The organism is Actinoallomurus vinaceus (assembly GCF_039542055.1).
Classification (GTDB): Bacteria; Actinomycetota; Actinomycetes; order Streptosporangiales; family Streptosporangiaceae; genus Actinoallomurus; species Actinoallomurus vinaceus.
This window is the reverse complement of sequence record NZ_BAABHK010000004.1, coordinates 320154-343938: the sequence shown is the minus strand read 5'-3', so window position 1 is coordinate 343938 and position 23785 is coordinate 320154. Positions and strand designations below refer to the sequence as shown.

At 70.3% G+C, this 23785-nt stretch carries 24 protein-coding genes; 14 read left to right on the top strand and 10 right to left on the bottom strand.

Features of this window, described 5'->3' with window-relative positions:
- The first annotated feature begins 98 nt into the window (after nucleotides 1–98).
- Complete coding sequence (locus ABEA24_RS16805; protein ID WP_345431775.1) at nucleotides 99–881, top strand: SDR family NAD(P)-dependent oxidoreductase; 783 nt, start codon at nucleotides 99–101, stop codon at nucleotides 879–881.
- 3 nt (nucleotides 882–884) lie between these two features.
- Here the strand turns inward: ABEA24_RS16805 and ABEA24_RS16800 are convergent, their stop codons facing one another.
- The 4 genes from ABEA24_RS16800 to ABEA24_RS16785 all read right to left on the bottom strand — a co-directional run bounded on the left by ABEA24_RS16800 (nucleotide 885) and on the right by ABEA24_RS16785 (nucleotide 4510).
- The gene (locus ABEA24_RS16800) at nucleotides 885–1031 is read right to left on the bottom strand and encodes a hypothetical protein (RefSeq protein ID WP_345431774.1); all 147 of its coding nucleotides are present in this window, start codon (nucleotides 1029–1031) and stop codon (nucleotides 885–887) included.
- Nucleotides 1028–2533, bottom strand: coding sequence for an AMP-binding protein (locus ABEA24_RS16795; protein WP_345431773.1), 1506 nt, complete (start codon nucleotides 2531–2533; stop codon nucleotides 1028–1030). The genes ABEA24_RS16800 and ABEA24_RS16795 overlap by 4 nt, the downstream gene beginning before the upstream one ends.
- A gap of 44 nt (nucleotides 2534–2577) precedes the next feature.
- Nucleotides 2578–3636, bottom strand: a complete 1059-nt coding sequence (locus tag ABEA24_RS16790; RefSeq protein ID WP_345431772.1) for an LLM class flavin-dependent oxidoreductase — start codon at nucleotides 3634–3636, stop codon at nucleotides 2578–2580.
- Nucleotides 3637–3997: 361 nt separating this feature from the next.
- A complete protein-coding gene (locus tag ABEA24_RS16785; protein ID WP_345431771.1) occupies nucleotides 3998–4510 on the bottom strand; it encodes a MarR family winged helix-turn-helix transcriptional regulator in 513 nt (170 codons plus the stop codon).
- A 65-nt stretch (nucleotides 4511–4575) separates the two neighbouring features.
- Here ABEA24_RS16785 and ABEA24_RS16780 point away from each other — a divergent pair, with 65 nt between their 5' ends.
- Entirely contained in the window at nucleotides 4576–5808 is a 1233-nt protein-coding gene (locus tag ABEA24_RS16780; RefSeq protein WP_345431770.1) for an amidohydrolase family protein, read from the top strand.
- A gap of 190 nt (nucleotides 5809–5998) precedes the next feature.
- Nucleotides 5999–6298: a Dabb family protein gene (locus tag ABEA24_RS16775; RefSeq protein WP_345431769.1), complete on the top strand. Its 300-nt coding sequence runs from the start codon at nucleotides 5999–6001 to the stop codon at nucleotides 6296–6298.
- On the opposite strand, the gene ABEA24_RS16770 is transcribed toward ABEA24_RS16775, so the two are convergent.
- The 3 genes from ABEA24_RS16770 to ABEA24_RS16760 form a co-directional block, all read right to left on the bottom strand.
- On the bottom strand, nucleotides 6252–7220 hold the full coding sequence (locus ABEA24_RS16770) for a DMT family transporter (protein ID WP_345431768.1): 969 nt from the start codon (nucleotides 7218–7220) through the stop codon (nucleotides 6252–6254). The genes ABEA24_RS16775 and ABEA24_RS16770 overlap by 47 nt on opposite strands.
- 110 nt (nucleotides 7221–7330) lie before the next feature.
- Nucleotides 7331–7822 carry an Lrp/AsnC family transcriptional regulator gene (locus ABEA24_RS16765; protein WP_345431767.1) on the bottom strand — a complete coding sequence of 164 codons (492 nt, stop codon included), beginning with the start codon at nucleotides 7820–7822 and terminating at the stop codon, nucleotides 7331–7333.
- 120 nt (nucleotides 7823–7942) lie between these two features.
- Nucleotides 7943–8737 (bottom strand): SAM-dependent methyltransferase, encoded by a 795-nt coding sequence (locus ABEA24_RS16760; protein WP_345431766.1) that lies wholly within the window; start codon nucleotides 8735–8737, stop codon nucleotides 7943–7945.
- Nucleotides 8738–8843: 106 nt separating this feature from the next.
- Between ABEA24_RS16760 and ABEA24_RS16755 the strand changes: the two genes are divergently transcribed.
- The 6 genes from ABEA24_RS16755 (at nucleotide 8844) to ABEA24_RS16730 (ending at nucleotide 15257) form a co-directional block, all read left to right on the top strand.
- Nucleotides 8844–9938 (top strand): thiolase C-terminal domain-containing protein, encoded by a 1095-nt coding sequence (locus ABEA24_RS16755; RefSeq protein ID WP_425551198.1) that lies wholly within the window; start codon nucleotides 8844–8846, stop codon nucleotides 9936–9938.
- Between the two features lie 61 nt (nucleotides 9939–9999).
- On the top strand, nucleotides 10000–11211 hold the full coding sequence (locus ABEA24_RS16750; protein ID WP_345431765.1) for a sensor histidine kinase: 1212 nt from the start codon (nucleotides 10000–10002) through the stop codon (nucleotides 11209–11211).
- A 329-nt stretch (nucleotides 11212–11540) separates the two neighbouring features.
- Complete coding sequence (locus ABEA24_RS16745; RefSeq protein ID WP_345431764.1) at nucleotides 11541–13703, top strand: MMPL family transporter; 2163 nt, start codon at nucleotides 11541–11543, stop codon at nucleotides 13701–13703.
- Nucleotides 13704–13782: 79 nt separating this feature from the next.
- Nucleotides 13783–14022: a ferritin-like domain-containing protein gene (locus tag ABEA24_RS16740; protein WP_345432186.1), complete on the top strand. Its 240-nt coding sequence runs from the start codon at nucleotides 13783–13785 to the stop codon at nucleotides 14020–14022.
- A gap of 202 nt (nucleotides 14023–14224) precedes the next feature.
- Nucleotides 14225–15088: a helix-turn-helix domain-containing protein gene (locus tag ABEA24_RS16735; RefSeq protein ID WP_345431763.1), complete on the top strand. Its 864-nt coding sequence runs from the start codon at nucleotides 14225–14227 to the stop codon at nucleotides 15086–15088.
- Nucleotides 15063–15257: a DUF397 domain-containing protein gene (locus ABEA24_RS16730; RefSeq protein ID WP_345431762.1), complete on the top strand. Its 195-nt coding sequence runs from the start codon at nucleotides 15063–15065 to the stop codon at nucleotides 15255–15257. The genes ABEA24_RS16735 and ABEA24_RS16730 overlap by 26 nt, the downstream gene beginning before the upstream one ends.
- A gap of 66 nt (nucleotides 15258–15323) precedes the next feature.
- Here ABEA24_RS16730 and ABEA24_RS16725 read toward each other — a convergent pair whose 3' ends face one another.
- The gene (locus ABEA24_RS16725) at nucleotides 15324–15995 is read right to left on the bottom strand and encodes a TetR/AcrR family transcriptional regulator (protein ID WP_345431761.1); all 672 of its coding nucleotides are present in this window, start codon (nucleotides 15993–15995) and stop codon (nucleotides 15324–15326) included.
- A gap of 132 nt (nucleotides 15996–16127) precedes the next feature.
- Between ABEA24_RS16725 and ABEA24_RS16720 the strand changes: the two genes are divergently transcribed.
- Nucleotides 16128–16718: an HAD family hydrolase gene (locus ABEA24_RS16720; protein ID WP_345431760.1), complete on the top strand. Its 591-nt coding sequence runs from the start codon at nucleotides 16128–16130 to the stop codon at nucleotides 16716–16718.
- Between the two features lie 76 nt (nucleotides 16719–16794).
- On the opposite strand, the gene ABEA24_RS16715 is transcribed toward ABEA24_RS16720, so the two are convergent.
- Nucleotides 16795–18222 carry a hypothetical protein gene (locus tag ABEA24_RS16715; RefSeq protein WP_345431759.1) on the bottom strand — a complete coding sequence of 476 codons (1428 nt, stop codon included), beginning with the start codon at nucleotides 18220–18222 and terminating at the stop codon, nucleotides 16795–16797.
- 192 nt (nucleotides 18223–18414) lie between these two features.
- Nucleotides 18415–18831: a TIGR03668 family PPOX class F420-dependent oxidoreductase gene (locus tag ABEA24_RS16710; RefSeq protein ID WP_345431757.1), complete on the bottom strand. Its 417-nt coding sequence runs from the start codon at nucleotides 18829–18831 to the stop codon at nucleotides 18415–18417.
- A gap of 247 nt (nucleotides 18832–19078) precedes the next feature.
- Between ABEA24_RS16710 and ABEA24_RS16705 the strand changes: the two genes are divergently transcribed.
- From ABEA24_RS16705 to ABEA24_RS16690, 4 genes are all read left to right on the top strand, one after another.
- Nucleotides 19079–20389 (top strand): ABC transporter substrate-binding protein, encoded by a 1311-nt coding sequence (locus ABEA24_RS16705; protein ID WP_345431756.1) that lies wholly within the window; start codon nucleotides 19079–19081, stop codon nucleotides 20387–20389.
- Nucleotides 20390–20477: 88 nt separating this feature from the next.
- On the top strand, nucleotides 20478–21443 hold the full coding sequence (locus ABEA24_RS16700) for a carbohydrate ABC transporter permease (protein ID WP_345431755.1): 966 nt from the start codon (nucleotides 20478–20480) through the stop codon (nucleotides 21441–21443).
- Complete coding sequence (locus ABEA24_RS16695; protein ID WP_345431754.1) at nucleotides 21440–22315, top strand: carbohydrate ABC transporter permease; 876 nt, start codon at nucleotides 21440–21442, stop codon at nucleotides 22313–22315. Before ABEA24_RS16700 ends, ABEA24_RS16695 begins: the two co-directional genes overlap by 4 nt.
- Nucleotides 22312–23739 carry a GH1 family beta-glucosidase gene (locus tag ABEA24_RS16690; protein WP_345431753.1) on the top strand — a complete coding sequence of 476 codons (1428 nt, stop codon included), beginning with the start codon at nucleotides 22312–22314 and terminating at the stop codon, nucleotides 23737–23739. Before ABEA24_RS16695 ends, ABEA24_RS16690 begins: the two co-directional genes overlap by 4 nt.
- The last annotated feature ends 46 nt before the right edge of the window (nucleotides 23740–23785 follow it).

The window sequence follows — 23785 nt, the reverse complement described above, 5'->3', positions numbered from 1 at the left end:
CGCCGTCTCCAGGGCTTACCTCAAGGTACGTACTTACAACGAGTAAGCCCCAAACCTATTGTCTCTCGCGTCTTCGTACGACGAGTCAGGAGAGACAGATGAACAGCAAGCAGGTGGCGCTTGTCAGCGGAGCCGGCCGGGGAATCGGGGCCGCGACCGCGCGGGAGTTGGGTCGGCTCGGCTATCACGTGATCGTCAACTATCTGCGCGACGCCGAGTCCGCGGAGCTGGTGGTCGAGCAGATCGGCGCCGCGCAGGCGATCCAGGCCGACGTGACTGACGAGGCCCAGGTGACCGCGCTGGTGGACCGGGTGGTCGCCGAGCACGGGCGGATCGACGTGCTGGTGGGCAACGCCCACACCGCGGCGCCGCCTTTCGGCCCGCTGGAGCATGTGCCGTGGGAGGCGTTCGCGGCCAAGATGAGCGATGAGCTGGCCGGCGTCTACCACCTGACCCGGCGGGTGCTGCCGGTCATGCGCCAACGGCGGTCCGGCCGGATCGTCTACGTCTCCGCCACCGCGGCCGAGCTGATCATCGGCAGCGCCGCCCAGTCCACGGCCAAGGCCGCCGTGAACGCCTTCGCCCAGCAGGTCGCCGGCGAGGCCATACGGGACGGCATCACCGTCAATGCCGTCGCCCCTGGCGCGGTTGGCACCGATGCCACCGCCGAGGTGTTCACCGATGGCATCCGGCGCCACTTCGGCGACCGGTCGGTGACCGGTACGATGCTGCGGCCGCAGGACCTGGCTCGCCCGATCGCCGCGCTCGTGGACGGCGCGTTCGCCACGGTCACCGGCCAGGTGATCCGCGTCGATGGCGGATACCCGCTGCTGAGCCAGCTGCTGGACGGCCTGCCGGCCCAGTTCCCCAGGGCTTCGTGAGGCTCAGAACAGGGAGTGCGGCTCAAGCTCCAGGTTGATGAAGTCGACCAGGTCGCGCAGCTCGAGGGAACGCGCTGATGAGGCGGGCATGCTCGGCTGCTTGCCCTTGAGCCGGCCGCGGGAGTCGCCGTCGCTTGGCGGCCGCGTCACTGGCCGGGGTAGCCGCCTCCGCCGTACGTCGCGTCGAGGGCGTCGTAGTGCGGGGTGTAGCCCTTCTTCGGGATGGACTCGGCGAACTCGACGTGGCGCGGCTTCTTGTACGAGGCGATCTGGGAGCGCACGTGTTCGACGACCTCCTCGGGCGTCAGCGACGTGCCCTCCTTCAGGACGATGATCGCCTTGACGTTCTGGCCCCATTCGGGGTCCGGCACGCCGATCACGGCCGCGTCGGCGACGGCCTCGTGCGACTTGAGGGCGCGCTCGACCTCGGCGGGGTAGATGTTCTCGTTGGCCGACTTGATCATCCGTAGCCGCGGGCCGATGAAGGTGAGGGTGCCGTCCGGCTCGCGGCGGCCGAGGTCGCCGGTGTGGTGCCAGCCGCCCGCCGTCTTGGCCGCGTTCAGCTCCGGCCGGTTCCAGTAGCCGCTGAACACTCCGGCGCCGCGGGCGCAGATCTCGCCGGTCTCGCCGGGCGGCACCTCGTTCCCGGCCGGGTCGAGGATCCGTACGTGGGCGAGCGGGGAGGGCCGGCCGGCGTACCCCTGCCCGCCGGGGGCGAGCCCCAGGAAGGTGAGCATGCCGCCCACCTCGGTCTGCCCGTAGCCGCCCATCTTCGACGCGCACCAGGGACTGTCGTCGACGGTGATCATGGCGTCCCACTCGGGGGAGTGGGAGACGAAGCGCAGCGACGACAGGTCGTACGTGCCGCCGGAGTTCGCCTCGACGAGCTGGTCGATCATCGGCCCGAACAGGAACGCCTGCGTGCACCGCTCGGCCTCGATCAGCCGGCAGACCTCCTTGGGATCGTAGGCGGGCGTGAAGACGTTCGTGCCGCCGAGCTGGAAGGTGGCCAGGCAGAACATCATGGTGCCGACGTGGAAGAGCGGCCCGCAGTCGAGATAGGTGAACCCGTCCTCCATCTGCCGGATGTGCAGGATCGCCATCGAGTGCGCGATCAGCGCCGAGTGGCTCAGCAGCGCCGCCGCCGGCCGCCCGTCGAACGCCGCCGTGTAGAGGGCGAGCACGGGGCGGTCGGGCGTGACCTCCACGGCCGGCTCCGCCGGCGTCCCGACCGCGAGGTAGGCCTCGTACTCCTCGCCGGCAACGATCCACCGGGCCTGCGTGCCGCTCTGGGCGCGCGCCTGCCCGGCCGCCTCGGACTCCTCGAAGACGACGACGGCGGGCCGCAGGTCGTCGAGGACGAACGTCAGCTCGTCCGCGCTCTGCCGCCAGTTGGCCGGGCAGCAGATCGCGCCGAGCCGGGCGCAGGCCAGCAGCAGCTCGAGGATCCGGAAGGAGTTGCGCCCGAGCCACAGCACGCGCTCGCCCGGGGTGACCCCGTCGGCGGCCAGCGCGGCGGCGAGCCGGTTCACCCGCTCGTCCAGCCGCGGGTAGGTCAGGCGCACGTCCGCGTCCACGACCGCCAGGCCGTCGGGCCGGCCGCGCCGGTGCTCGCCGAGAACGTCGCCGAGGGTCACCCCGTGTACGGACATCGCGTCCTGCCTTCCAACTCGTCGGGTCTCTCCGTCTGCGCGGGTCACCGGAAGGCGGGCATCACTTCGGCGGCGAAGAAGCGCAGGACCTTCTTCATGTCCTCGATCGGTACGGGCCGGGTGCTGCCGAAGTCGCACAGCAGGTTGCTGAACCCGAACTCCTGGATCATCTTGATCTGGTTGATGACGCGGTCGGGGTCGCCGATGACCTCCAGCTGCTCCCAGCGGAAGTCGGCGCCGACCTCGCCGCCCTTGAGGTAGCGGTCCTGCCAGTACTCGAAGCCCTTGGCGACCTGGCCGGTCCGGGAGTCGATCGGCGCGCTCTGCCGGTTGAAGATGCGCGACCGGTCGAAGGAGCTCTCGAAGCGCGCCTGGTCGGCGCGGGCCTGTTCGACGGTCGGCGCGACGTACACCGACCGGCTGGCCACGAGCTCGATCCCGCCGGTGTCGACGCCGTTGGCCCGGGCCGTCTCGTGCCAGGTCTCCGCCGCCTTGGCGATCTTCTTGAACGGCGCGGCGGGGTCGGCGAGGATCGGCAGCCCGCGCGCGGCGTACATCTCGACGGTCTCGGGGCTGACCGCCGCCACGTGCAGGGGCGGGTGCGGCTGTTGCACCGGTCGCGGCATGAGAGTGACCTCGTTGCCCGTGCCGTAGAACTTGCCCTGGAAGTGCACGTTCTCCTGGGTCCACAGGGCGGTGATCATGTCGAGGGCCTCGTTGAAGCGTTCCCGGGCCTCGCCCAGGTCGACGCCGAAGCTCTCGAACTCGACGCTCTGGTAGCCGCGGCCGATGCCCATCTCGAGCCTGCCGCCGGACAGCAGGTCGACCATTGCCGCCTCTTCGGCGACGTGGACCGGGTTGTGCAGCGGGAGCACGACGATCCCCGTGCCGAGGCGGAGCCGATCGGTCCGCGCGGCGAGGTACGACAGCAGCGTGAAGATGTTCGGTACGAGGCCGTAGTCGCGGAAGTGGTGCTCGGCCACCCAGATCCCGTCGAAGCCGAGCTCTTCGCAGAGCTCGGCGATCTCGAGCTGGTAGTCGTACACCTCCTGGGCGGTCTGTCCTTCGAACCGGTGAAAGAGGTGGAAGGTGGAGAACTTCATGACGAATAGGGCTCCTTCTCCCGCTTGACCGCGCACAGCCGTACCAAGCGCTCGCTTGGTAGCCTAGCAGGCCGATCGCCCGCGATGGAGTCCTCTTCGGGGTCGGCTCTCAGGGGCGGCGTTCCCGGATACCTGCCGTGAATTGCCGCATACATGTAGTGATGCCTACAAAATATGTCAAACGACGTATTTGCGTGCAGTGATCGTTTCCCTAGCCTCTATGCGGGAGCGGCGACCGCGATCAGTCCGGGGGAAGGAGGCTGCGATGGGCGGCGTGTCCTGGGCCTGAGAGGTTCTGCGGAGAGGGCGGCCAGGGATTCCGGCCGCCCTCGTTCGCTGGTCAGGGGGTGTTCGGGGCCTCTCAGGGGGTGTTCGGCGCGTCGTCGCCGAAGGCGAGGAGCGCGTCGCGCATGAGGTCCGCCAGGGCCCGCCCGGTCTCCTCGGGAACGCGCTCGAACAGCGCCTCGTGCGCCCCGCCGGTGGCGGCGACGATCCGGTCCGTCAGCTCCAGGCCCTCCGGAGTGAGGCACACCCACGAACTGCGCCGATCGTCCGGGTCCGGCTCGCGGCGCACCAGACCCGCGGCGCCCAGGCGCTGCAGGATGTTGCTGGTGCCGCCGGTCGTCAGCATGGACGACTCCGCCAGCCGGCTGGGCTTCAGGCGGTACGGCCGGCCCGACCGCCGGAGCGTCGCGAGCACGTCGAACTCCGCGTACGTGACGCCGAAGCCCTCCAGGGCCCGCTGACTCGCCTCCGCGACGAAGGCGTGCAGGCGCCCGATCCGCTTGGTCAGCTCAAGGGTCAGTGTGGCGATCTCGGGTCGCTCCGCCCGCCAGGCGGCGAGCATCGCGTCCACGCGATCCGGGCGTTCCATGGGCTTGAGCGTAGTACCTCATCCTGATAGCTTTTCAAAAAGCTTTCTTGAAAGGGACTTTCCTCATGTCACGCATCCTCATCCAGGGCGGCCTCGTCGTCGACACCGATCCGACGCCGCACGCCACCCCCGCGACCGACCTGCTCGTCGAGGACGGCGTGATCGCCGCGGTCGGCTCGAACCTGCCCGCCGAGGGCGCGGAGGTCATCGACGCACGGCACCACCTCGTACTCCCCGGCTTCGTCGACACCCACCGGCACACCTGGCAGAGCGTGCTCCGGTCCACCGCCCCGTACGCCTCTCTCGAGGAGTACCTCCAGGCGATCGTGTACGGGGCCGCGCCCCGGTTCCGGCCCGAGGACGTCTACGCCGGCGACCTCCTCGGAGCCCTGGAATGCCTGAACACCGGGATCACCACGCTGCTGGACTGGTCCCACATCCAGCTCTCGCCCGAGCACACGGACGCGGCCCTCGACGCGCTGCGCGACTCCGGCATCCGCGCCGTCTTCGGCTACGCCCACCCCGCACCGGACCAACGCCGGCCCGACGAGGTGCGCCGCGTCCACGACGCCGTCGGCGGCCGGGTCGCGATGACGCTCGCCGCCTGGGGCCCGGGCATCGGGAGCATGGAGGACGCCGAGGCCGACTGGCGTCTCGCCCGCGACCTGGGCCTGCGGATCAGCGTCCACGTCAACGGCCCGGGGCCGATCGAGCAGCTGGGCGACCGCGGCCTGCTCGGCCCGGACACCACGTACATCCACGTCAACGGCGTCACCGACGACGAGTTCAAGCTGATGGCCGACAGCGGCGGCACCGCCTCGGTGTCCCCGATCCTGGAGGCGCAGATGCGGCTCGGGCGCCCGGAGGTCGACCGCCTGCGCGCCTTCGGCGTCCGGACCAGCCTCGGCGCCGACGCCGTCACCAGCGTCGCCGGGGACATGTTCGGTCTCATGCGCGCGGCGTTCGCCTTCGGGCGGGCCGGGGACCCGGCGATGTCGGCGGCGGACGTGCTCCGGATGGCCACGATCGACGGCGCCGCCGCCCTCGGCCTCGAGGACCGCGTCGGGTCGCTGCGCCCCGGCAAGCAGGCGGACCTCGTGCTCCTCCGGACGGACACCCCCAACCTCGTACCGCTCCGGGACCCGATCACCGCGGTGGTGACCGCAGCGGACCTGAGCAACGTCGACACCGTCCTGGTCGCCGGCGAGGTCGTCAAGCGGGCCGGCCGGCTGGTCCGAGCCGACCTCCGGCGCACCTTCGACCTGGCCGAACGCACGGCTACGCACCTGGCGGAGTGAACCGGGTGCCCGCAGCGAGCCGGAGGCTTGGGGCGGGCCCCGATCGGGGGCTGGAGACGGATAGGCGGCCGGTGAGGGACGATCCGGCCGCGGAGCGAGTGATGAGGGGAGCGCGGCAGGGGACGCCGCCCGGTCCCGGCCGGGACCCGTCTCGTATCGTCTCCTGCGAGGGACCGATCGAGGAGGCGACATGGCCGGATTCCGGCACGTGGTGATATTCCGCTGGAACGAGAACGCGACGGACGAGCGGAAGCGGGCGATGGTGGACGGGCTGAACGCCCTGCCTGGGGCGATCCCCGAGATCGAGGCCTACCACGTCGGCGGTGACGCCGGGATCAATCCCGGCAACTACGACTTCGCCGTGGTCGCCGACTTCGCCGACCGGGACGCCTACCTCGTCTATCGCGACCACCCGGTGCACCGCGCGGTGATCAACGAGCACATCACACCGATCCTCGCCGAACGCGCCGCCGTGCAGTACGAACTGTGACGCCCTGACCGTCCGCGGCCCCTTCCACGCCCGCCGAGCGGCGGGAGGGGCGCCCGGGGAGCGAGACGACGGCCAGCCCGCCGAGCAGCAGCACCGAGCCCGCCGCCACCGGCACGGACATCCGCTCTCCCAGGAACAGCATGGCCAGCGCCGTGGCGACGAGCGGCTCGGCCAGGGAGAGCGTGCCCGCGGTCGCCGCGGCGACCCGGCGCAGCCCGGCCACGAAGAACGAGTACGCCAGCGCGGCGGTCACCGGCCCCAGCCAGGCGACGAGCAGAAGCGAGCGCGCCGTGCCGAGCTCCGGCAGACCCGACAGCGTCCAGGGCGCCAGGAAGGTGCCGCCGATGAGGAGCGTCACCGCCACCGCCGCCGTCATGTTGACGCCGTTGCCGGTGAGCCGCTTGGCCGACACGGTGTAGACGCCGAAGCAGCAGCCGCCCACGACACCGAACAGCACGCCGTACGGGTCGACGTGGATCGGCCCGTCCGGCGTCATCACCAGGGCGCAGCCGGCGATGGCGGTGGCGGTGCCGATCGCCCACGCTCGCGTGAGCCGGGTGCCGAGCGCGATCCGCTCGACGATGCCGGTGCTGACCGGGGCGATCCCGAACGCGACGGCGGTGGCCACCGCCGCGCCGGTCCGGGCGACCGAACTCATGAACGCCGCCTGAAAGATCCCGGTGGCGCACGAGGCCGCCAGCAGGGGAGGCCACGACGCCCGCGTCAGCGTACGGAACGCGCCCGGCCGCGTCAGCAGGACCGTCAGGGCCAGCACCACGCCGCCCGTCAGGATTCGGGCGCCGCCCAGCGTCACGGGTGCGGCCGACGAGTCGGCGAACACCTGGGCGGGGCCCACCGTCCCCCACAGGACTCCGGCCGCGAGCACCAGCGCCACGCCGGACAGGTCGTTTCGTTGATCCATGCGTCCGACGCTAGGGAGAACATGCGGTCGGCAGGGCCTTCAGCCGCCGATCGTTCGGAACACAGCCCGCTAGGCATCGTTCGTTCGAGCAGAGGTCGGCTCGCAGCCGTTCAGGCGTAGGGGCTTCGGCGATACCGGTCTTCGGACGCCGGAAGTTCGGACTGCTCCACCGGCTGGACGTAGTCGAAGACGACCGTCGTCCGCACGTCGACGAACTCCTTGCGCCGGGCCAGCCGGTCGAGCACGAAGTCGCGCAGATAGGCGGTGCTCGGGACCGCGACGTGGACCAGGATGTCCTCGTTGCCGGTCACCACGAACACGCCGAGCGTCTCGGGCAGCGCGGCCATGATGTCGCGGGTGTTCTCGATCGCCTCGCGGGACTGCGGGCGGATCCGGATCGAGATCAGCGCCTGCACGCTGCGGCCGAGCGTCACCGGGTCCACTGCCGCGTGGAAACCGGTGATCACACCCCGCGCGCGGAGCGCGCGCGTCCGCTCCAGCGCGGTCGACGGCGCGATCCCCACCGCCTCCGCCAGCTCCCGGTTCGTCTGCCGGCCGTCCCGTTGCAGCCGGCGCAGGATCGCCTGGTCCACCGCGTCCATCGGAGATCTCCGTTCGTCGCCACGAGCCGAACACCGTACGCGGTGCGTCGGCTCATCGCCCTCTCCGCCGAACTTTATTCGACGAGCGACACGGCGAGAGCGGTGCCTCTCAGAGGACGCTCACGAGGCCGGCTTGCGGGCGACGCCCGCCAGCCCGCCGGGGATCTCCGGCCCGTCGGCGCGCCAGACGGCCATGTTCGCCAGTCCCGGAGACACGAGCTCGAAGCCCTGGAAGAAGTGTTCGATCTCGGCGCCCGTGCGGGGGACCAGCGGGGTCGTGGCGTTCTTGTAGGCCGCGGTGACCTTCTCGGCGCTCTCGGGGTCGACTCCGTCACTGCACGCGGCGGAGAGCGCCAGGTGGCTCCCCGGCGCGAGGCGATCCCGGAATCGTGCGACGATCCCCGCCGGGTCCTGCTCGTCGGTGACGAAGTGCAGCACGTCGATGAAGAGGAGGCCGACCGGTTCGGCGAAGTCGATGACGCCCTTGTCCTCGATCCGGGACAGCACGGCGTCGGGTTCGCGGATGTCGGCCTCGACGACGGCGACGCCGCCCCCGTCGGCGCGCAGCGCCCTGCTGTGGGCGGCGACGATCGGGTCGTGGTCGACGTACACGACGCGCGCGTCCGGGTGGACCTCACGGGCGATCTCGTGGACGTTCGGCGAGGTCGGGATCCCGGCGCCGAGGTCGACGAACTGCCGTACGCCCTGTTCGGCGACGAACCGCACGGCCCGGGTCAGGAAGTCGCGGTTGGCCACCACCAGCTCGCGCAGTGCGGGGAACGCGGCGAAGATGCGCTCCGCGGTCTCCCGGTCGACGGCGTAGTTGTCCTTGCCGCCGAGCGCGTAGTCGTACATCCGCGCCGAGCTCGGGATGGTCACGTCGAAAGGGGGAGGGGTCGCCTCGTCGCCTGCCACGGGAGCCAGTATGGCCCGGCAAGATCGTCTTTGTTGCGCAACAGGATGACCTCTGCCGAACAAGCGCTTGCCTGTGAAACACTGGCACGTGCCGATGGGAGGTGCGATGCAGGGGTTCTCCGGGAAGGCGGCGATCGCCGGAGTCGGCATGACGGACCTGTCGCGGCGGTCGGGCCGGACCGAGCTGCAGCTCGCGGTCGAGGCCTCCCGCCAGGCGATCGAGGAGGCCGGACAGCGGCCGGATGCGATCCTCAGCTACCACCTCGGCGACTCCGCCCCGGTGATCCACGTCGCCCGCGAGCTGGGCATCGACCTCGGCTGGCACAACGAGATCTACGGCGGCGGCACGCAGTCCGCCTCGATCCTGGGGGACGCCGCCATGCTCATCGACGCGGGCCTCGCCCGCACCGTGCTCGTCTACCGTGCCCTCAACGGCCGGTCCGGGCGGCGCATGAATACCCTCTCCCTGAAGCTGGGGGAGGGCGTCGAGGAGCAGTTCACCCACCCGTACGGCCTCGCCGGACCGGTGCCGCAGTTCGCGCTCGCCGCCCAGCGGTACCTCCACGACACCGGCCTGACCGAGAAGGACCTGTGCGCGGTCGTGCGAAGCTCCCGCGCGCACGCGGCCGCCAACCCGCGGGCGCTGCGCCGCGAGCAGGAGGACTACTGGGCGAGCCCGCCGGTGGCCTCGCCGCTGCGCCGCGCCGACTGCTGCCAGGAGACCGACGGCGCCTGCGCCCTCGTCCTCACCACCGCCGACCGTGCGCCGGACGCACCGCGCGTCCACGCCGTCGTCCGCGGCGGGGGACCGGGCGCCTCGGCCATGGACAAGACCGACGACGTGACGAGGATCTTCTCGTCCTACGTCGCCGGTCCGCTGTACGCGGCCGCGGGCATGACGCCGGCCGACATCGACGTCGCCCTGCTCTACGACGCGTACTCCTGGCTGGTCCCCCGGCAGCTGGAGGACTTCGGGCTCTGCGCCCGCTCCGACCTGGCCGAGACGCTGCACCAGGGCCTCGACACCGTCAACCCGCACGGCGGACTGCTCTCGGAGGGCTACGTCCACGGCCTCAACAACGTCGCCGAGGCGGTGCGCCAACTCCGCGGCGACGGCGTGAACCAGGTCGCCGGAGCGGAGGTCGCCCTCTGCACCGGCTTCGGCGGCTCCTACGGCAGTGCCGCCATCCTGGTCCGCTGACGTTCCTTACGAGGGGGCCAGCACCATACCCAGTGGCGGTCGAGCGGCGTACGGTTCGCGCATGCGCCTGTCCCGTGCCGTGCTGATCGACGTGATCCTGACGATCGGCGAGGTGATCGGCCTGTGCATCACCGTGTCGGTGGCCCGCGAGCCCCGTTCGAGGCCGGTGGACCTCGGGGCGTACATCCTGGCCGCGCTGATCGCGCTGCCGATCCCGCTGCACCGGCGGTGGCCGCTCGGCGTCCTCCTCGCCTCCTCCGCCCTGCTCTTCGTCTACTACTCGAGCGGATATCCGGGGTTCTCCCCGACGTACGCGCTGTCGGTCCAGCTGTGCTTCGCCGCCCTGGCCGGAAAGTGGCGCTGGGCGACCGGCATCACGGTGTTCTACCTGATCGCCGGGTACATCGTGACCCTGGCGCTCAAGGACGAGTCGGTGATGCAGACGCTCAGCGACTCCCTGCCGCAGGTCACCCTGCTGGCCGGGATCATCCTGTTCGGCGAGTACGCGCGCAGCCGCCGCGAACTGGCCGCCGAGACCCGGGAGCGGTTGCGGCAGGCGGAGGAGAGCCGCGAGCGGGAGGCCGCCCGGCGCGTCGCGGAGGAACGCCTGCGGATCGCCCGGGAGCTGCACGACACGGTCGCGCACAGCATGGCCACGATCACCGTGCAGGCCGGCAGCGCCCTGCACCTGCTCGGCGACGGGGACGACGGATCGCGGGCCGCGCTGTCGGCGATCCGGACGACGGGCAAGGAGGCCCTGGCCGAGATCCGCGCGACCCTCGGCATGCTCCGTGACGGCACCGGCGGGGCGACCGGCGCGGCGGCCTTCATCGAGCACGGTCTCGCCCGGCTGCCCGCCCTGTTCGAGGCCATGCGCGCGGCCGGCCTCACGGTCGACGTCCACTCCAGCGGCACCGGGACGCTGGCCGCCGAGGCCGACCACGCCGCGTACCGCATCGTCCAGGAGTCGCTGACCAACGTGCTGCGCCATGCCGGACCGTCGGCCGAGGCGCGGGTCACGCTGACGTACGGCGACCGTGAGCTCCTCGTCGAGGTCACCGACGACGGCGCGGGCCCGTCGGAGGGCATGTGCCCCGGCAACGGGCTCAACGGCATGCGCGAGCGCGCCGAGGCCATGGGCGGTGCGTTCACCACGGGACGAGGGTCGGCCGGAGGCTTCACGGTGTCCGCCCGCCTTCCGGCTCTGGAGGCGTCCGGGGCACCTGACGACGCGGTGACCGGCGCTGCCCCTCCCGGTTCCGAGGGCGTCTGACCGCGTTGCCCCTCACGGCTCCGAGGCGCGCCCGACGACGCGGTGACCGGTGCTTCCCCCGGGTTCCGAGGGCGCCTGACGGCGCGGCGCCTTCCCTGGTTCGCGGGGGCCACCCGCCCATGTCGCCTGCCCGGGTCTGGCGGCGGGCGTCCGGGCTCATCACCGGTCCCTCCTCCACCCGGCGGACGACCGGGACCGGACGCTACCGCTCGCGCCGTACGCCCCGGGGAGTACGACCGCCTTCGCGGTGTCATCGCCGGACGGACGCGCCGCCACACGGTTCGCCGTCACTCTCGGGACGCCATTAAAACGTTCACGAGGTGATCCCCATGTACGACGGACCGCTCGCGCGGCTGGCCCGTTTCTGTTACCGCCGGAGGCGCCTGGTCCTGCTCGCCTGGATCGTCGGGGCCGCGGCCGTCCTCGCCGTCGGTTTCAGCTTCGCCGCGCCGGCCGACAACGACTTCTCCGGAGGCAAGGCCGAGTCCTCCCAGGCCCAGGACCTGATCAAGAAGCACTTCCCGAGCCAGGAAGGCGACACGCTGACCCTCGCCATCCGCGCCGACGGCGGGATCGACGCCGTACGGCCCCGGGTGGAGAAGGTGCTCGGCGAACTCGCCCACGCCCGGCACGTCACATCGGTGAGCTCGCCGTACGGAGCGCCCGGTCAGGTGTCGCCGGACCGCCGGACGGCGTTCGCCCCGATCCAGCTCGACAAGGGCTCCGACGACGTGCCGAAGCAGGACGTCACACCGATGATCTCCGATGTGCGCAAGGGGTCCGGGGACGGGCTGACGCTCGCCCTCGGCGGCAGCGCGGTGGTGAGCGCCGAGACGCCCGGGGGCGGGCCGACCGAGGGCGTGGGCCTGCTCGCCGCCGTCATCGTGCTGCTCATCGCGTTCGGGTCGCTGCTGGCGATGGGCCTGCCGATCGTGACCGCGATCTTCGGCATCGGCACCGGACTGGCCGGCATCGAGCTGCTCGGCCACGTGCTGCCCGCCCCGGGTTTCAGCCCGATCGTCGCGGGCCTCATCGGCCTCGGCGTCGGCGTGGACTACGCGCTGTTCATCGTCACCCGCTACCGCGAGGCGCTGCACGGGGACGACCACGGCGGTACGGCCCCGCATGCCGCCGACCCCGAGCAGGCGACGGTCATCGCGATCGCGACGGCCGGGCGGTCGGTGCTGTTCGCGGGCACCACCGTCGTCGTCGCGCTCCTGGGCCTGTTCGTCATGGGGCAGCGGCTGCTGAACGCCGTCGCCGTCGCCGCGTCCCTCACCGTCCTGATGACGATGATCACCGCGGTCACGCTGCTGCCCGCGCTGCTCGGCTTCACGGGCCGGAACATCGACCGGTTCGGCCTGCCGTTCCTCGCCCGCCGACGGCGGCGGCGCCCGCTGTCCGAGCGGTGGGCCGGGGTGATCCAGCGGCGGCCGGTGATCGCGGTCGTGGTCTCGGCGGCCGCGCTGCTGGTGATCGCCGTACCGGCGCTGTCGATGCGGCTGAGCTTCACCGACTCCAGCACCCAGCCCCACGACACGAGCGCCTACGCCTCGCACCGCATCCTCGCCGACGGGTTCGGCGCCGGATACGACGCGCCGCTGATCGTCGTGACCCGCCTGCCCGGGGACGTACAGCCCGTGGCGGACACCGTCCGGAACACCCCGGGCGTCGCGTCGGTGACTCCTGTCCGGACCAGCCAGGACGGCGCGACCGCCATGTTCGTCGCGTACCCGAGGACGAGTCTGCAGGACGCCGCGACCCCGAAGCTCGTCCACACGCTGCGCACGGCCATGGCGGCGCGGCACGACGCGGGAGGTCCGCGCGTCTACATCGGCGGGCCCAGCGCCGCGACCATCGACTTCGCCGACGCGGTGATCTCACGGCTCCCGTGGCTGATCGCGGTCGTCATCGGCCTGTCGCTGGTCCTGCTCCTCGTGCTGGTCCGGTCGGTCGCCATCGCCATCAAGGCGGCGCTGATGAACCTGGTGTCCATCGGCGCGGCGTACGGGGTGCTCACGGCCGTCGTCCAGTGGGGATGGCTGGGGCGGCAGCTGGGCTTCCCGACGGGCATGCCGGTGACCTCGTGGGTGCCGCTGTTCATGTTCCCGATCCTGTTCGGGCTGTCGATGGACTACGAGGTGTTCCTCATCTCGCGGGTCCGCGAGGAGTACGACCGAGGCGCGGCGACGCGGGAGGCCGTCACCCGGGGCCTGGCCCGTACGGCCCGGGTGATCACCGCCGCGGCGGCCATCATGGTGTGCGTGTTCCTGGCGGTGCTCCTCGGCGCGGACATCGCGGTCAAGCAGATGGGCCTCGGGCTCGGCGTGGCCGTGCTCATCGACGCGACCGTGGTCCGCATGGTGCTGGTCCCGGCCATCATGGAGCTCCTCGGCAAGGCCAACTGGTGGCTGCCGGCCCCGCTCGCCCGCCTGCTGCCCACCGCCGAGCCGCCCGCGCCTACCCGGACCGTCCCCGTACGCGTCGAGTAGTGCGTCCCCGCCCGGATCCGGGACGGCGTCCACGGCGTCCCGGACTCAGGCCGAGGGCGGGCGGTGGCCCGGGCGCGGGATCCACGCTGAGGCGGTCGCCCAGGAGTTCCAGGAGCACGCGGCAGAGGAGCAGTCGCACGCCGACATGCTCGCCGAACGCATCGCCCAGCTCGGCGGCGAGCCCGCGCCGGCGCTGAGCCCGTTCGCACACAAACCGGCTCCGCGATCTCCGTCTTCCTGCCGGAACGCGCATCGGGGACCGAATTTGTGTGCGTACGGTTCCGCGCCGATCATTCGCCTGGCGTATCCAGCCAGATGAGCGTGACCGTTCGCGTACGGGAGCAGACGCGCCGCGAACTCCCCGAGCCGACCTCGGGATTCGCCAGTGGAATCGTCGTTATGGCACCACGCTCTGATGTCATCGTTTTACTCTGAGTGTTCATTCGCATACGTAGCGAAGGAGCCGTGAAGGCGGCTCATTCGACGTCGGATCTCGTCAGCGCGAGGTAAGGAGCCCGGCAATGGCATCGACGACATCCCGCAAACCGGCCACGGCCGCCGTCTCCGGCACCTCGGCGCTCGCCTACTGGGGCGACGAGCTGCGCTTCTACCGCGAACAGGCAGGGCTCACCCAGGAACAGCTGGGCCGCGCGATCCACATGTCCCCATCCATGATCGCCATGGTCGAGACGGGCAGGCGCGCCCCTCGCGTCGAGTTCATCAAGGCGTGTGACGGCGTCCTGGGCACCCACGGCGCGCTCGGCCGCCTCTGGAAGCGGATCATGGAGCATTCCTACCTGGAGTGGTTCCGCCCGTTCGTCGAGGTGGAGTCCGACGCCGCCGAGATCCTGGAGTACGAGCCGCAGGCCGTGTCGGGCCTGCTCCAGACCGAGGACTACGCCCGCGCGCAACTGCGCGCCGGGCGGCCCCACGACACCGACGAGGAGATCGAGAAGCACGTCGCCGCCCGCCTGAGCCGTCAGGAGATCCTCTCCCGCAGCGAGCCGCCGTACCTGTGGGTCATCCTCGACGAGGCCGTGCTCCGCCGCCCCTTCGGTGGCGCCGAGGTGATGCGGGACCAGTTCGCCCGGCTGGTGTGCGTCGCGCAGTCCCCGCGGGTCGTGCTTCAGGTGCTGCCGTTCGCGGCCGGTGCGCATGCGGGGACCAGCGGCCCGATGGCCTTGTTCACCCTCGCCGACGAGACGAAGCTCGTCTACGCTGAGGGCTTCGGAGACGGGCAGATCATCGGGCGCCCGGAGGAGGTCGCGAACTGTCGTGTCGCTCTCGACCTTCTGCGTGCCTGCGCGCTCTCGCCCGTCGACTCCGTCCGGATGATCGCCGACCTGATCGGAGAGTGCGATGAGCGACGAGGTCCCGTGGCGTAAGAGCAGTCGCAGCAGCGGCCAGGGCGGCGACTGTGTCGAGGTCGCCCCGTGGCGTAAGAGCAGCCGGAGCAGCGGCCAGGGTGGTAACTGTGTCGAGGTGGCTCGGGTGACCGTCGAGGAGTCGGCCGTCGGCGGGCTCCCGCATGACGGGTCCGTCCTGGATCGCTGAGCTGGTCGGACAGGCGTACAAGAAGCTCGGTGAAGGGCGCCCCGATCCGGGGCGCCCGAGAGTGGTTCAGCGGTGCAGAGAGATGCCGTCGAACAGGACCTTGATGTAGTGGTCGGCGAGGCCGTCGGCGTCCAGCCGGCCCTCCGGCTGGAACCACCGGACGGTCACCCAGATCGTGTCGCGGATCATCCGGTAGGTGAGCTTCGGGTCGATGTCGTCGCGGAACAGCCCGGTCTCCTGCCCCCGCTTGATCTGGTCGACCCACAGGCGCTCGGTGTCGGCCTCCGCCTTGGCGAGGTAGTCGAACCGCTCGAACTGCTTGAGGTAGTTCCAGTCGTTCTGCAGCACCATGATCGCGGCGCGGTGCGGGACCAGCGTGCTGAAGCAGATGCGCACCAGATCGGACAGGACCTCCCGCGGGTCGCCGCCCCTGGCCAGGGCCGCCTGGTTGGCGGCGGCCAGCTCGTCGAAGAACGACGTGAGGATCTCGTCCACGATCGACTCCTTGGAGTCGAAGTGGTGGTAGAGGCTCCCGGAGAGGATGCCGGCCTCGTCGGCGATGTTGCGGACCGTCGTGGCCTGGTATCCCTTTTGGGCGAACAGTTCCGCCGCGAGCTTCACGAGATGCTCACGGCGCTCGGAGGCGAGCGTCGACGAGCCCTTGGCGCGGCGGCGGGCGCCCCCCGTGGTGCGGGCGTCGGCCCGCTGCCGTCCGTTGTCCTTGCTCGTGGTCGTCACCCCCTCATTATGACGTGCCCGCCCAACCGCTTGTTCAACTGTCCGAATTACGCACGATCCGCCCGGCGGGCCGCCGAACGCGACGAAGTAGGCTCGCGTCACCGCTTGGCCGCCGCCCGAGGAGAGGACCGCATGCCGTCTGCGATCGTGTTCGACCTGTTCGGCGTCATCGCGCTGCCCCAGACGCCCCAGGCCAAGCGCCGGATCGAGGAGATCGCCGGTGTCCGGCCCGACGCCCTGTGGGACGCCTACTGGGCGCTCCGCAAGCCGTACGACGCGGGGCAGCCCAGCGCGGAGTACTGGGCGGCGGTCGCCGACCGGCTGGGCGTGCGGTTCGCCCCGGACACGATCGACGCGCTGATCGAGGCCGACCTGGCGAGCTGGACGGACACCGACCCGGCCATGGTCTCCCTCATCGGCGAGCTCGCCGGCCGGGGGCACCGGCTCGGCCTGCTGTCGAACATCATCGCCGACCTGGTCCCGATGTTCGAGAAGAAGCACGAGTCGTGGCTCGCGCATTTCGACGCGCTGACCTACTCCTGCGCCATCGGAGTGGCCAAACCCGACCACCGCGCCTTCGAGATCGCGGCCGAACGCCTCGGCGTCACCCCGGCCGACTGCCTGTTCATCGACGACACCGAGGTCAACGTCGTGGCCGCCCGCGAGGTCGGCATGCGTGCCGAGGTGTTCCGCTCCATCGAGCAGGTCCGCGCGCTGCTGTAGGGGTCCGCCGTTCGAGCCCGATCGATGTCGGGGTCACGGAGTCCGGTCACGTCCGCGGAGTCGGCGGAGTACGTCATCAGCAGCCGGTCGCGCCGGTGAGTGGGTTAAGGCCGAACACGTATTTGCGGTCTCCGCCGCCGTACAGGCAGGCGGTGGTGCTGTCGTAGGCGTAGCCGTAGTCGTGGGTGTCGCCGCCGTTGACGCTGGGGTGGGTGGCGGGGTTGGTGAAGCCCGTGCACGGGGCCTGGGCGGTCCAGTTGTAGCAGAGCGTGGATCCTTTGTTGGTGCCGCCTTCGGTGTAGAAGGGGAAGTAGATCCGGTAGGTTCCGTTCGAGCCGACGAACATCGGCTGGAAGACCACGCTGCCGGTGCCGCCCGTGGGGAACAGGGCGGCCATGCCTGCAGGCGGGGTGACGGAGTTACCGGAAATGTCGTAGCAGGCCAGGACCGGTGCTTGGGTGGTCTGGTTACCGGCGACGGCGCACACGCCGGTCTGGGTGACGGCGGTGTTGTAGCGGGGGAAGACCGCCAAGGCCCAGTCCACGTTCGGGTCGGTGAAGGTCTTGGGGGTGCTCCAACCCGTGCAGGGAGCGAACGGGCCGGGGTCGAAACAGCTGATGGCGGGCGCGTGCGAGGTGGTGGTGGTTCCGGCCGGCGCCTTCGAGGTGATGTAGATCTTGCCGTTGACAGTCGCGGTGGAGCCGTAGTGGTCGGTGGGGCCCAGGCCGGCCTTGTCGCCGCTGGGCGGGCTGTTGGTGGTGTACGGCTGGCCGGCGCAGGCCTGGTGGTTGGACATGTCGTAGCAGACTTCTTTGCCGTTGGTGGCGGTGCCGTACAGCTGGGTGCCGAGCACGGTGAATCCGGTCAGCCCGTTGACGTTGCTCTGACCGGCGCTGTTGGTCAGGCCCAGCAGGGGCGTGTAGGCGCAGTTGGCCTGTGTCTGCAGGTTGACGCACCCGACACCGATCGACCCGTTCGGGAAACCGGCCTTCGCCGTAGTCGTCACCGCCGGGTAATACACCTTCGGCTGGGAGGGATCCATCGCGAACTGCGGGACCTCGGAGGTGGCGATGTCACCCGCCTGGTTGGTGTCCAGGTTGACCGCGCTGGTGTTGAGCGGCAGTGGGAACGACTTGGAGCCGTTCTTGTCCGGACACACCGTCGCGGTCGCCACGGCGATGCAGGTGATCTTCGCTGTGGTCGGCGAAGCGTACCCGTGATGGGCGATGAACCACGCCTTGAGGCCGGCCTGCGCACCCGTCTCGGTGTACAGGATCGGGCTGAACCCATCGATCCCCGTCGACACTCCCGCCGCCGGAAACGCCACCGTGCCCAGCCGTCCCGGGGCCGCCTGAGCGTGCCGGCCACCACCGGTCACCGGCACCATGAACGCGGCCGCCGCAGCGAGCACGGTCAGCACGCACAGCCGCCTCGACCGGCGGACGGCGCCGACGATCCTTCCGCAGCGTGAGACGTCACTACCTGCGAATATCACGTTCCGCATGAATGCTTTTTGCTCACGCTGTCACCATACGTAACAGCCGTGTTGATCAAGGTGAAGCAAGACCCTCCCCAGCGGGAGGGCGTGGGCCGCCGCCGGGGGATGGCCGCTCTTTCCCGACACGTGTCGACGGTGATCGTGCCAGGCGCGCGTTCCTTCACGCCGTTCGAGTCAGGCTTCATCAAGCGGATTCGGTCAGGAGGCGGACCAGCCGGACCAGCGGTGGACGGTCATGGCGATGACCGGGCCGTCGGGGGGATGGGCGCGGTACTGGCGGTAGCGCTCGCGGAGCAGGCCGATCGGTTCGCTCATCGCCTCCGGGTCCTCGATGATCTCGGCGGTGGCGTCGGCGCGGACCCACCACAGGCGTGACCACTCGTCCTCGTAGTGGTCGGCCAGCACAGCGACGCGGGGGTCGGCCTGGATGTTGCGCAACCGCTTGAGATCCCGGGTGCGCTTCGGCTTGGCGTCGACGGCGGAGTAGATCAGGTCGCCGTCGACCGCGAACGTCACGACGACCAGATGCGGACGCCCTTCTTCGTCCACCGTTGCCAGGCGCACGGCCCGCGCGGACGCGAAACGGGCGCGCGCGATCTGCTCCGGAAGCCTCATCCTTCGAGGTTGCCACGGGTATCGGCCGTCCGGCGTCAGGCGGTGGGCCGGGAACGCGTCGTGTCGCGGGCCGGCGAAGGCGCCATGACGTCCGCGTAACGAATGTGTTGCGGGCTATTGACACTCACCACGCCTGCCGGATTCGCTTCGTGGGAGCGCTCCCACAGCACCACCGGGCTCACCGAGGAGCCTGGGCAGAACCCCGCCTATGGAGACGACCTGAGAGGGGTCCGTCATGAGGGTCAACATGCGTCGAGGGCGAGTCGGTGCCCTGGCGATCGTGCTGTCCGCCGCGCTCGCGGCGGCGACGGCATGCTCGGGGGACGACGGCAAGAGCGATTCCAACAGCGCGAACGAGAAGATCACGCTGACGGTCGACGATTTCGGCACGTTCGGCTACCAGGACCTTTACAAGCAGTTCATGGCTCAGCACCCGAACATCAAGGTCACCGAACGCAACGTCCCGAAGCTCGACGATTACACCCCGCGGCTCCAGCAGTGGATCGCGGCCGGCGCCGGCGCCGGCGACGTGGTGGCGATCGAAGAGGGCATCATGGTCAAGTTCAAGGCCCAGCCCGACAAGTTCGTCGACCTGAAGCAGTACGGCGCGAGCTCGCTGCAGGGCAACTTCCTGCCGTGGAAGTGGCAGGGAGGCATGAGCCCCGACGGGTCCAAGCTGATCGGGCTCGGCACGGACGTCGGCAGCATGGCGCTGTGCTACCGCAGGGACCTGTTCAAGAAGGCGGGCCTGCCCGACGATCGTGACGCGGTCACCAAGCTGTGGCCGACCTGGGACGACTTCATCAAGGTCGGCCAGCAGTACACGTCCAAGGTCGGCGGCAAGTCGAAGTTCATCGACAGCCCCGAGACGTACTACAACACGATCCTCATGCAGGAGGCCGGCAAGGGTTCCAACCAGACGTACTTCGACCAGAGCAACAAGTTCGTCATGGAGTCGAACCCGGCCGTCAAGGCGGCGTTCGACGAGACCGTGAAGATGTCCCAGGCCGGCCTGGCCAACGGCGTTCAGTTCCTGTCCGACCCGTGGAGCCAGGGCCTGAAGAAGGACGCCTTCGCGACCGCGCCCTGCCCGGCCTGGATGCTCGGGCTCATCAAGCAGTTCGGCGGTGACGAGCAGCAGGGCAAGTGGGACGTCGCCGGGGTGCCGGGCGGCGGCGGCAACTGGGGCGGCTCCTGGCTGGCGGTGCCCACGCAGAGCAAGCACCCGAAGGAGGCCGCCGAGCTGGTGAAGTTCCTGACCAGCGCGCAGGGCCAGATCGGCGCGTTCAAGGCGGCCAACAACCTGCCGTCCTCGCTGCAGGCGCTGAACGACCCGGCGGTCAAGGCGTTCAACAACCCGTACTTCAACAACGCCCCGGTCGGCCAGATCTACGGGTCGACCGCGACCAGCCTCAAGCCGGTGTACCTCGGCGCCGACAACCAGGATGTCCGGACGGCCGTCGAGGCGGACCTGCGCGCGATCGCCCAGGGCAAGCTCTCGCCGGGCTCCGGCTGGAGCAAGGCCGTGTCCGACGCCAAGAAGGCCTCGGGCAGCTGAGACCGACGGGCGGCGCCGGCCTTCCCCAGGACGTCGGCCGGCGCCGCCCGTCTCCACGCTCGCCCGTCTCCGTGAAAGGACCTCGGACATGGCTGTCGACCTGCGGCCCTCCCCGGTCGCCTCGCGCGCCGCCCCGCCAGGGGGGCGCGGCTGGCGCGCCCGGCTCTCCCGGCTGGACCTGAAGGTCTCGCCCTACCTGTACATCTCGCCGTTCTACCTGCTCTTTCTGCTGTTCGGGCTGTTCCCCCTGGGCTACACGTTCTGGGTCTCGCTGCACCGCTGGGAGATCATCGGCCACCACGAGTTCGTGGGCCTGCGTAACTACTCCCGGCTGCTGACCGACGACCAGTTCTGGAACGCCGTCGTCAACACCTTCGGCATGTTCGTCGTCGCGACCGTGCCGCAGCTGCTGCTCGCGCTCTGGCTGGCCAATGCGCTGAACCGGCGGCTGCGCGTCCAGACACTGTTCCGGATGGGCGTGCTGCTGCCGCTCGTCACGTCGGTCGCGGCGGTCGCGATCGTGTTCACCCAGATCTACGGCCGCGACTACGGCATGGCCAACTGGATCCTGCACTTCTTCGGCGTCCACAAGATCGACTGGCAGGCGAACCGCTGGGCCGCCTGGGTCGCCGTCTCGACCATGGTCGACTGGCGCTGGACCGGCTACAACGCGCTGATCTTCCTCGCCGGGATGCAGGCGATCCCGCGCGACCTGTACGAGGCGGCGGCGATCGACGGCGCGTCACGGCGACAGCAGTTCTGGCGGATCACGGTGCCGCTGCTGCGCCCCACGATCCTCTTCGTGTCGGTCATCTCCACCATCGGGGGCCTGCAACTGTTCACCGAGCCGCTGCTGTTCAACTTCGGGTACATGAACGGCGGCTCGCTGCGGCAGTCGCAGACGGTGACGATGTACATGTTCGAGAACGCCTTCAACCGCTTCCAGTACGGCTACGGCTCCGCGGTCGCCTGGATGCTCTTCCTGATGATCCTCCTGTTCTCCCTCGTCAATTTCCTGCTGATCCGCCGTTTCGCCGGAGGTGGTGAGAAGTGAAGGAGGCCATCTTCCGGCGTTCCCGGAAGGCCGTCGCGGGCTCCGCGCGTCTCTGGAACGCCAGCCCGCTGACGTACGTCGTGCTCATCTTCGCGATCGTCCTGTCGGCGTTCCCGCTGTACTGGATGTTCGTCGTCGCCACGCGGACCAACGCCGTCGTCGGCGCGGTGCCGCCGCCGTTCATCGCCGGTCAGCACCTCGGCGACAACCTGCGCCGGCTGTTCGACAACGAGCAGGCCCACTTCGCCAAGGCGCTGGTGAACTCCGCGATCGCCTCGGCCGTCGTCGCCACCTCGACCGTGTTCTTCGCGTCGCTGGCCGGCTTTGCCTTCGCCAAGCTGCGCTTCCGCGGCCGTAACGCGCTACTGCTCATCATCGTCGCCACGATGATGGTGCCGGTACAGATGGGCCTCATCCCGCTGTACATGGTGATGGTGCACCTGCACTGGACCGGCAAGCTCCAGGCGGTGATCGTCCCCTTCCTCGTCACCGGCTTCGGCGTGTTCATGATGCGGCAGTACGCCTCGCAGGCCATCCCCGACGAGCTCATCGAGGCGGCCCGCGTCGACGGCGCGTCGACGTTCCGGATCTTCTGGAGCGTGGTGCTACCCGTGCTGCGCCCCGCCGCCTCCGTGCTGGCGCTGTTCACCTTCATGTCGACCTGGAACGAGTTCATCTGGCCGCGGGCCGTGCTGAACCCGGACAACCCGACGGTGCAGTACTCGCTGGCGCTGCTGAACAACGCCTACTTCAACGACTACACGCTGATGTTCGCCGGCACCCTCGTGGCGACCATCCCGTTGTTCGTCGTCTTCGTCGTGTTCGGCCGCCAGATCATCGGCGGAATCATGGAAGGGGCCGTGAAAGCATGACGATCCAGAAATCACGGGCGGAGACCGAGATCAGATTCCCGACCGACTTCGTCTGGGGCGCGGCCACCGCGGCGTACCAGATCGAGGGCGCCGTCACCGAGGACGGGCGCGGCCCGTCGGTCTGGGACACCTTCGCCCACACGCCCGGGAAGGTCCTCGGCGGCGACACCGGCGACGTCGCGACCGACCACTACCACCGGTTCCGCGAGGACGTCGCGCTGATGGCCTCCCTCGGCCTGACGGCGTACCGCTTCTCGGTCTCCTGGTCGCGCGTCCGGCCCGACGGCACCGGGCCGGTCAACCCCAAGGGCCTGGACTTCTACCGGCGGCTCGTCGACACCCTCCTCGAGGCGGGCGTCCAGCCGTGGCCGACCCTCTACCACTGGGACCTGCCGCAGGCCCTCGAGGACGCCGGAGGCTGGCCCGCGCGCGACGCGGCGTACCGGTTCGCCGAGTACGCCCAGCTCGTGTGCGACGCCGTCGGCGACCGCGTCGTCAACTGGACGACGATCAACGAGCCGTGGTGCGCCGCCTTCCTCGGGTACGCGTCCGGCGACCACGCGCCGGGCCGCCGCGACCCGGAGGCCTCCCTGCGCGCCGCCCACCACCTGCTGCTCGGCCACGGCCTCGCGGCGCAGGCGCTGCGCGGCGAGAGGCGGAGGATCGGCGCGTCGGTCAACCTGTACGCCGTGTCGCCGGCGAGCGAGGCGCCCGAGGACGTCGACGCCGCCCGGCGCATCGACGGGCTGCAGAACCGCTTCTTCCTCGACGCGCTGCTGCACGGCCGGTACCCCGAGGACGTCCTCGCCGACGTGGACCGGTTCGACCTCGGCGTCCAGGATGGCGACCTGGACCTCATCGGAGGGTCGGTCGACCAGCTCGGCATCAACTACTACAACCGCTTCTTCGTCACCGGCCAGGAGGGCGCCGCACCCGCGATCACCTCGCCGTTCGCGCAGGCGTCGCCGTGGCCGGGCAGCGAGCACGTCGGCTTCGTCCAGGTCGGCCGGCCGGTCACCGCGATGGGCTGGGAGATCGACGAGTCCGGCCTCGCCGAGGTCCTCACGCGCGTCGCGGAGGACTACCCGTCCGTCCCGCTGTACGTCACGGAGAACGGTGCCGCGTTCGACGACGTCGTCGCGGACGGCGAGAACGGCGAGGGTCCGCACGTCGACGACCCCGACCGCGTCGCGTACATCGACGCCCACCTGCGCGCCTGCCACACGGTGATCAGCGCAGGTGTCCCGCTGCGCGGCTATTTCGCCTGGTCGCTGATGGACAACTTCGAGTGGGGCTGGGGCTACGCCAAGCGGTTCGGGCTCGTCTACGTCGACTTCCTGACGCAGGCGCGGATCCCCAAGACCAGCGCCCGGTGGTACTCCTCGGTCATCGAGCAGGGCGGGCTCGGCAGAATGGGCACGTGAGCACTGTCGACCGACCCACGCGACGCCCGTCCTCCCGGGCACTCCC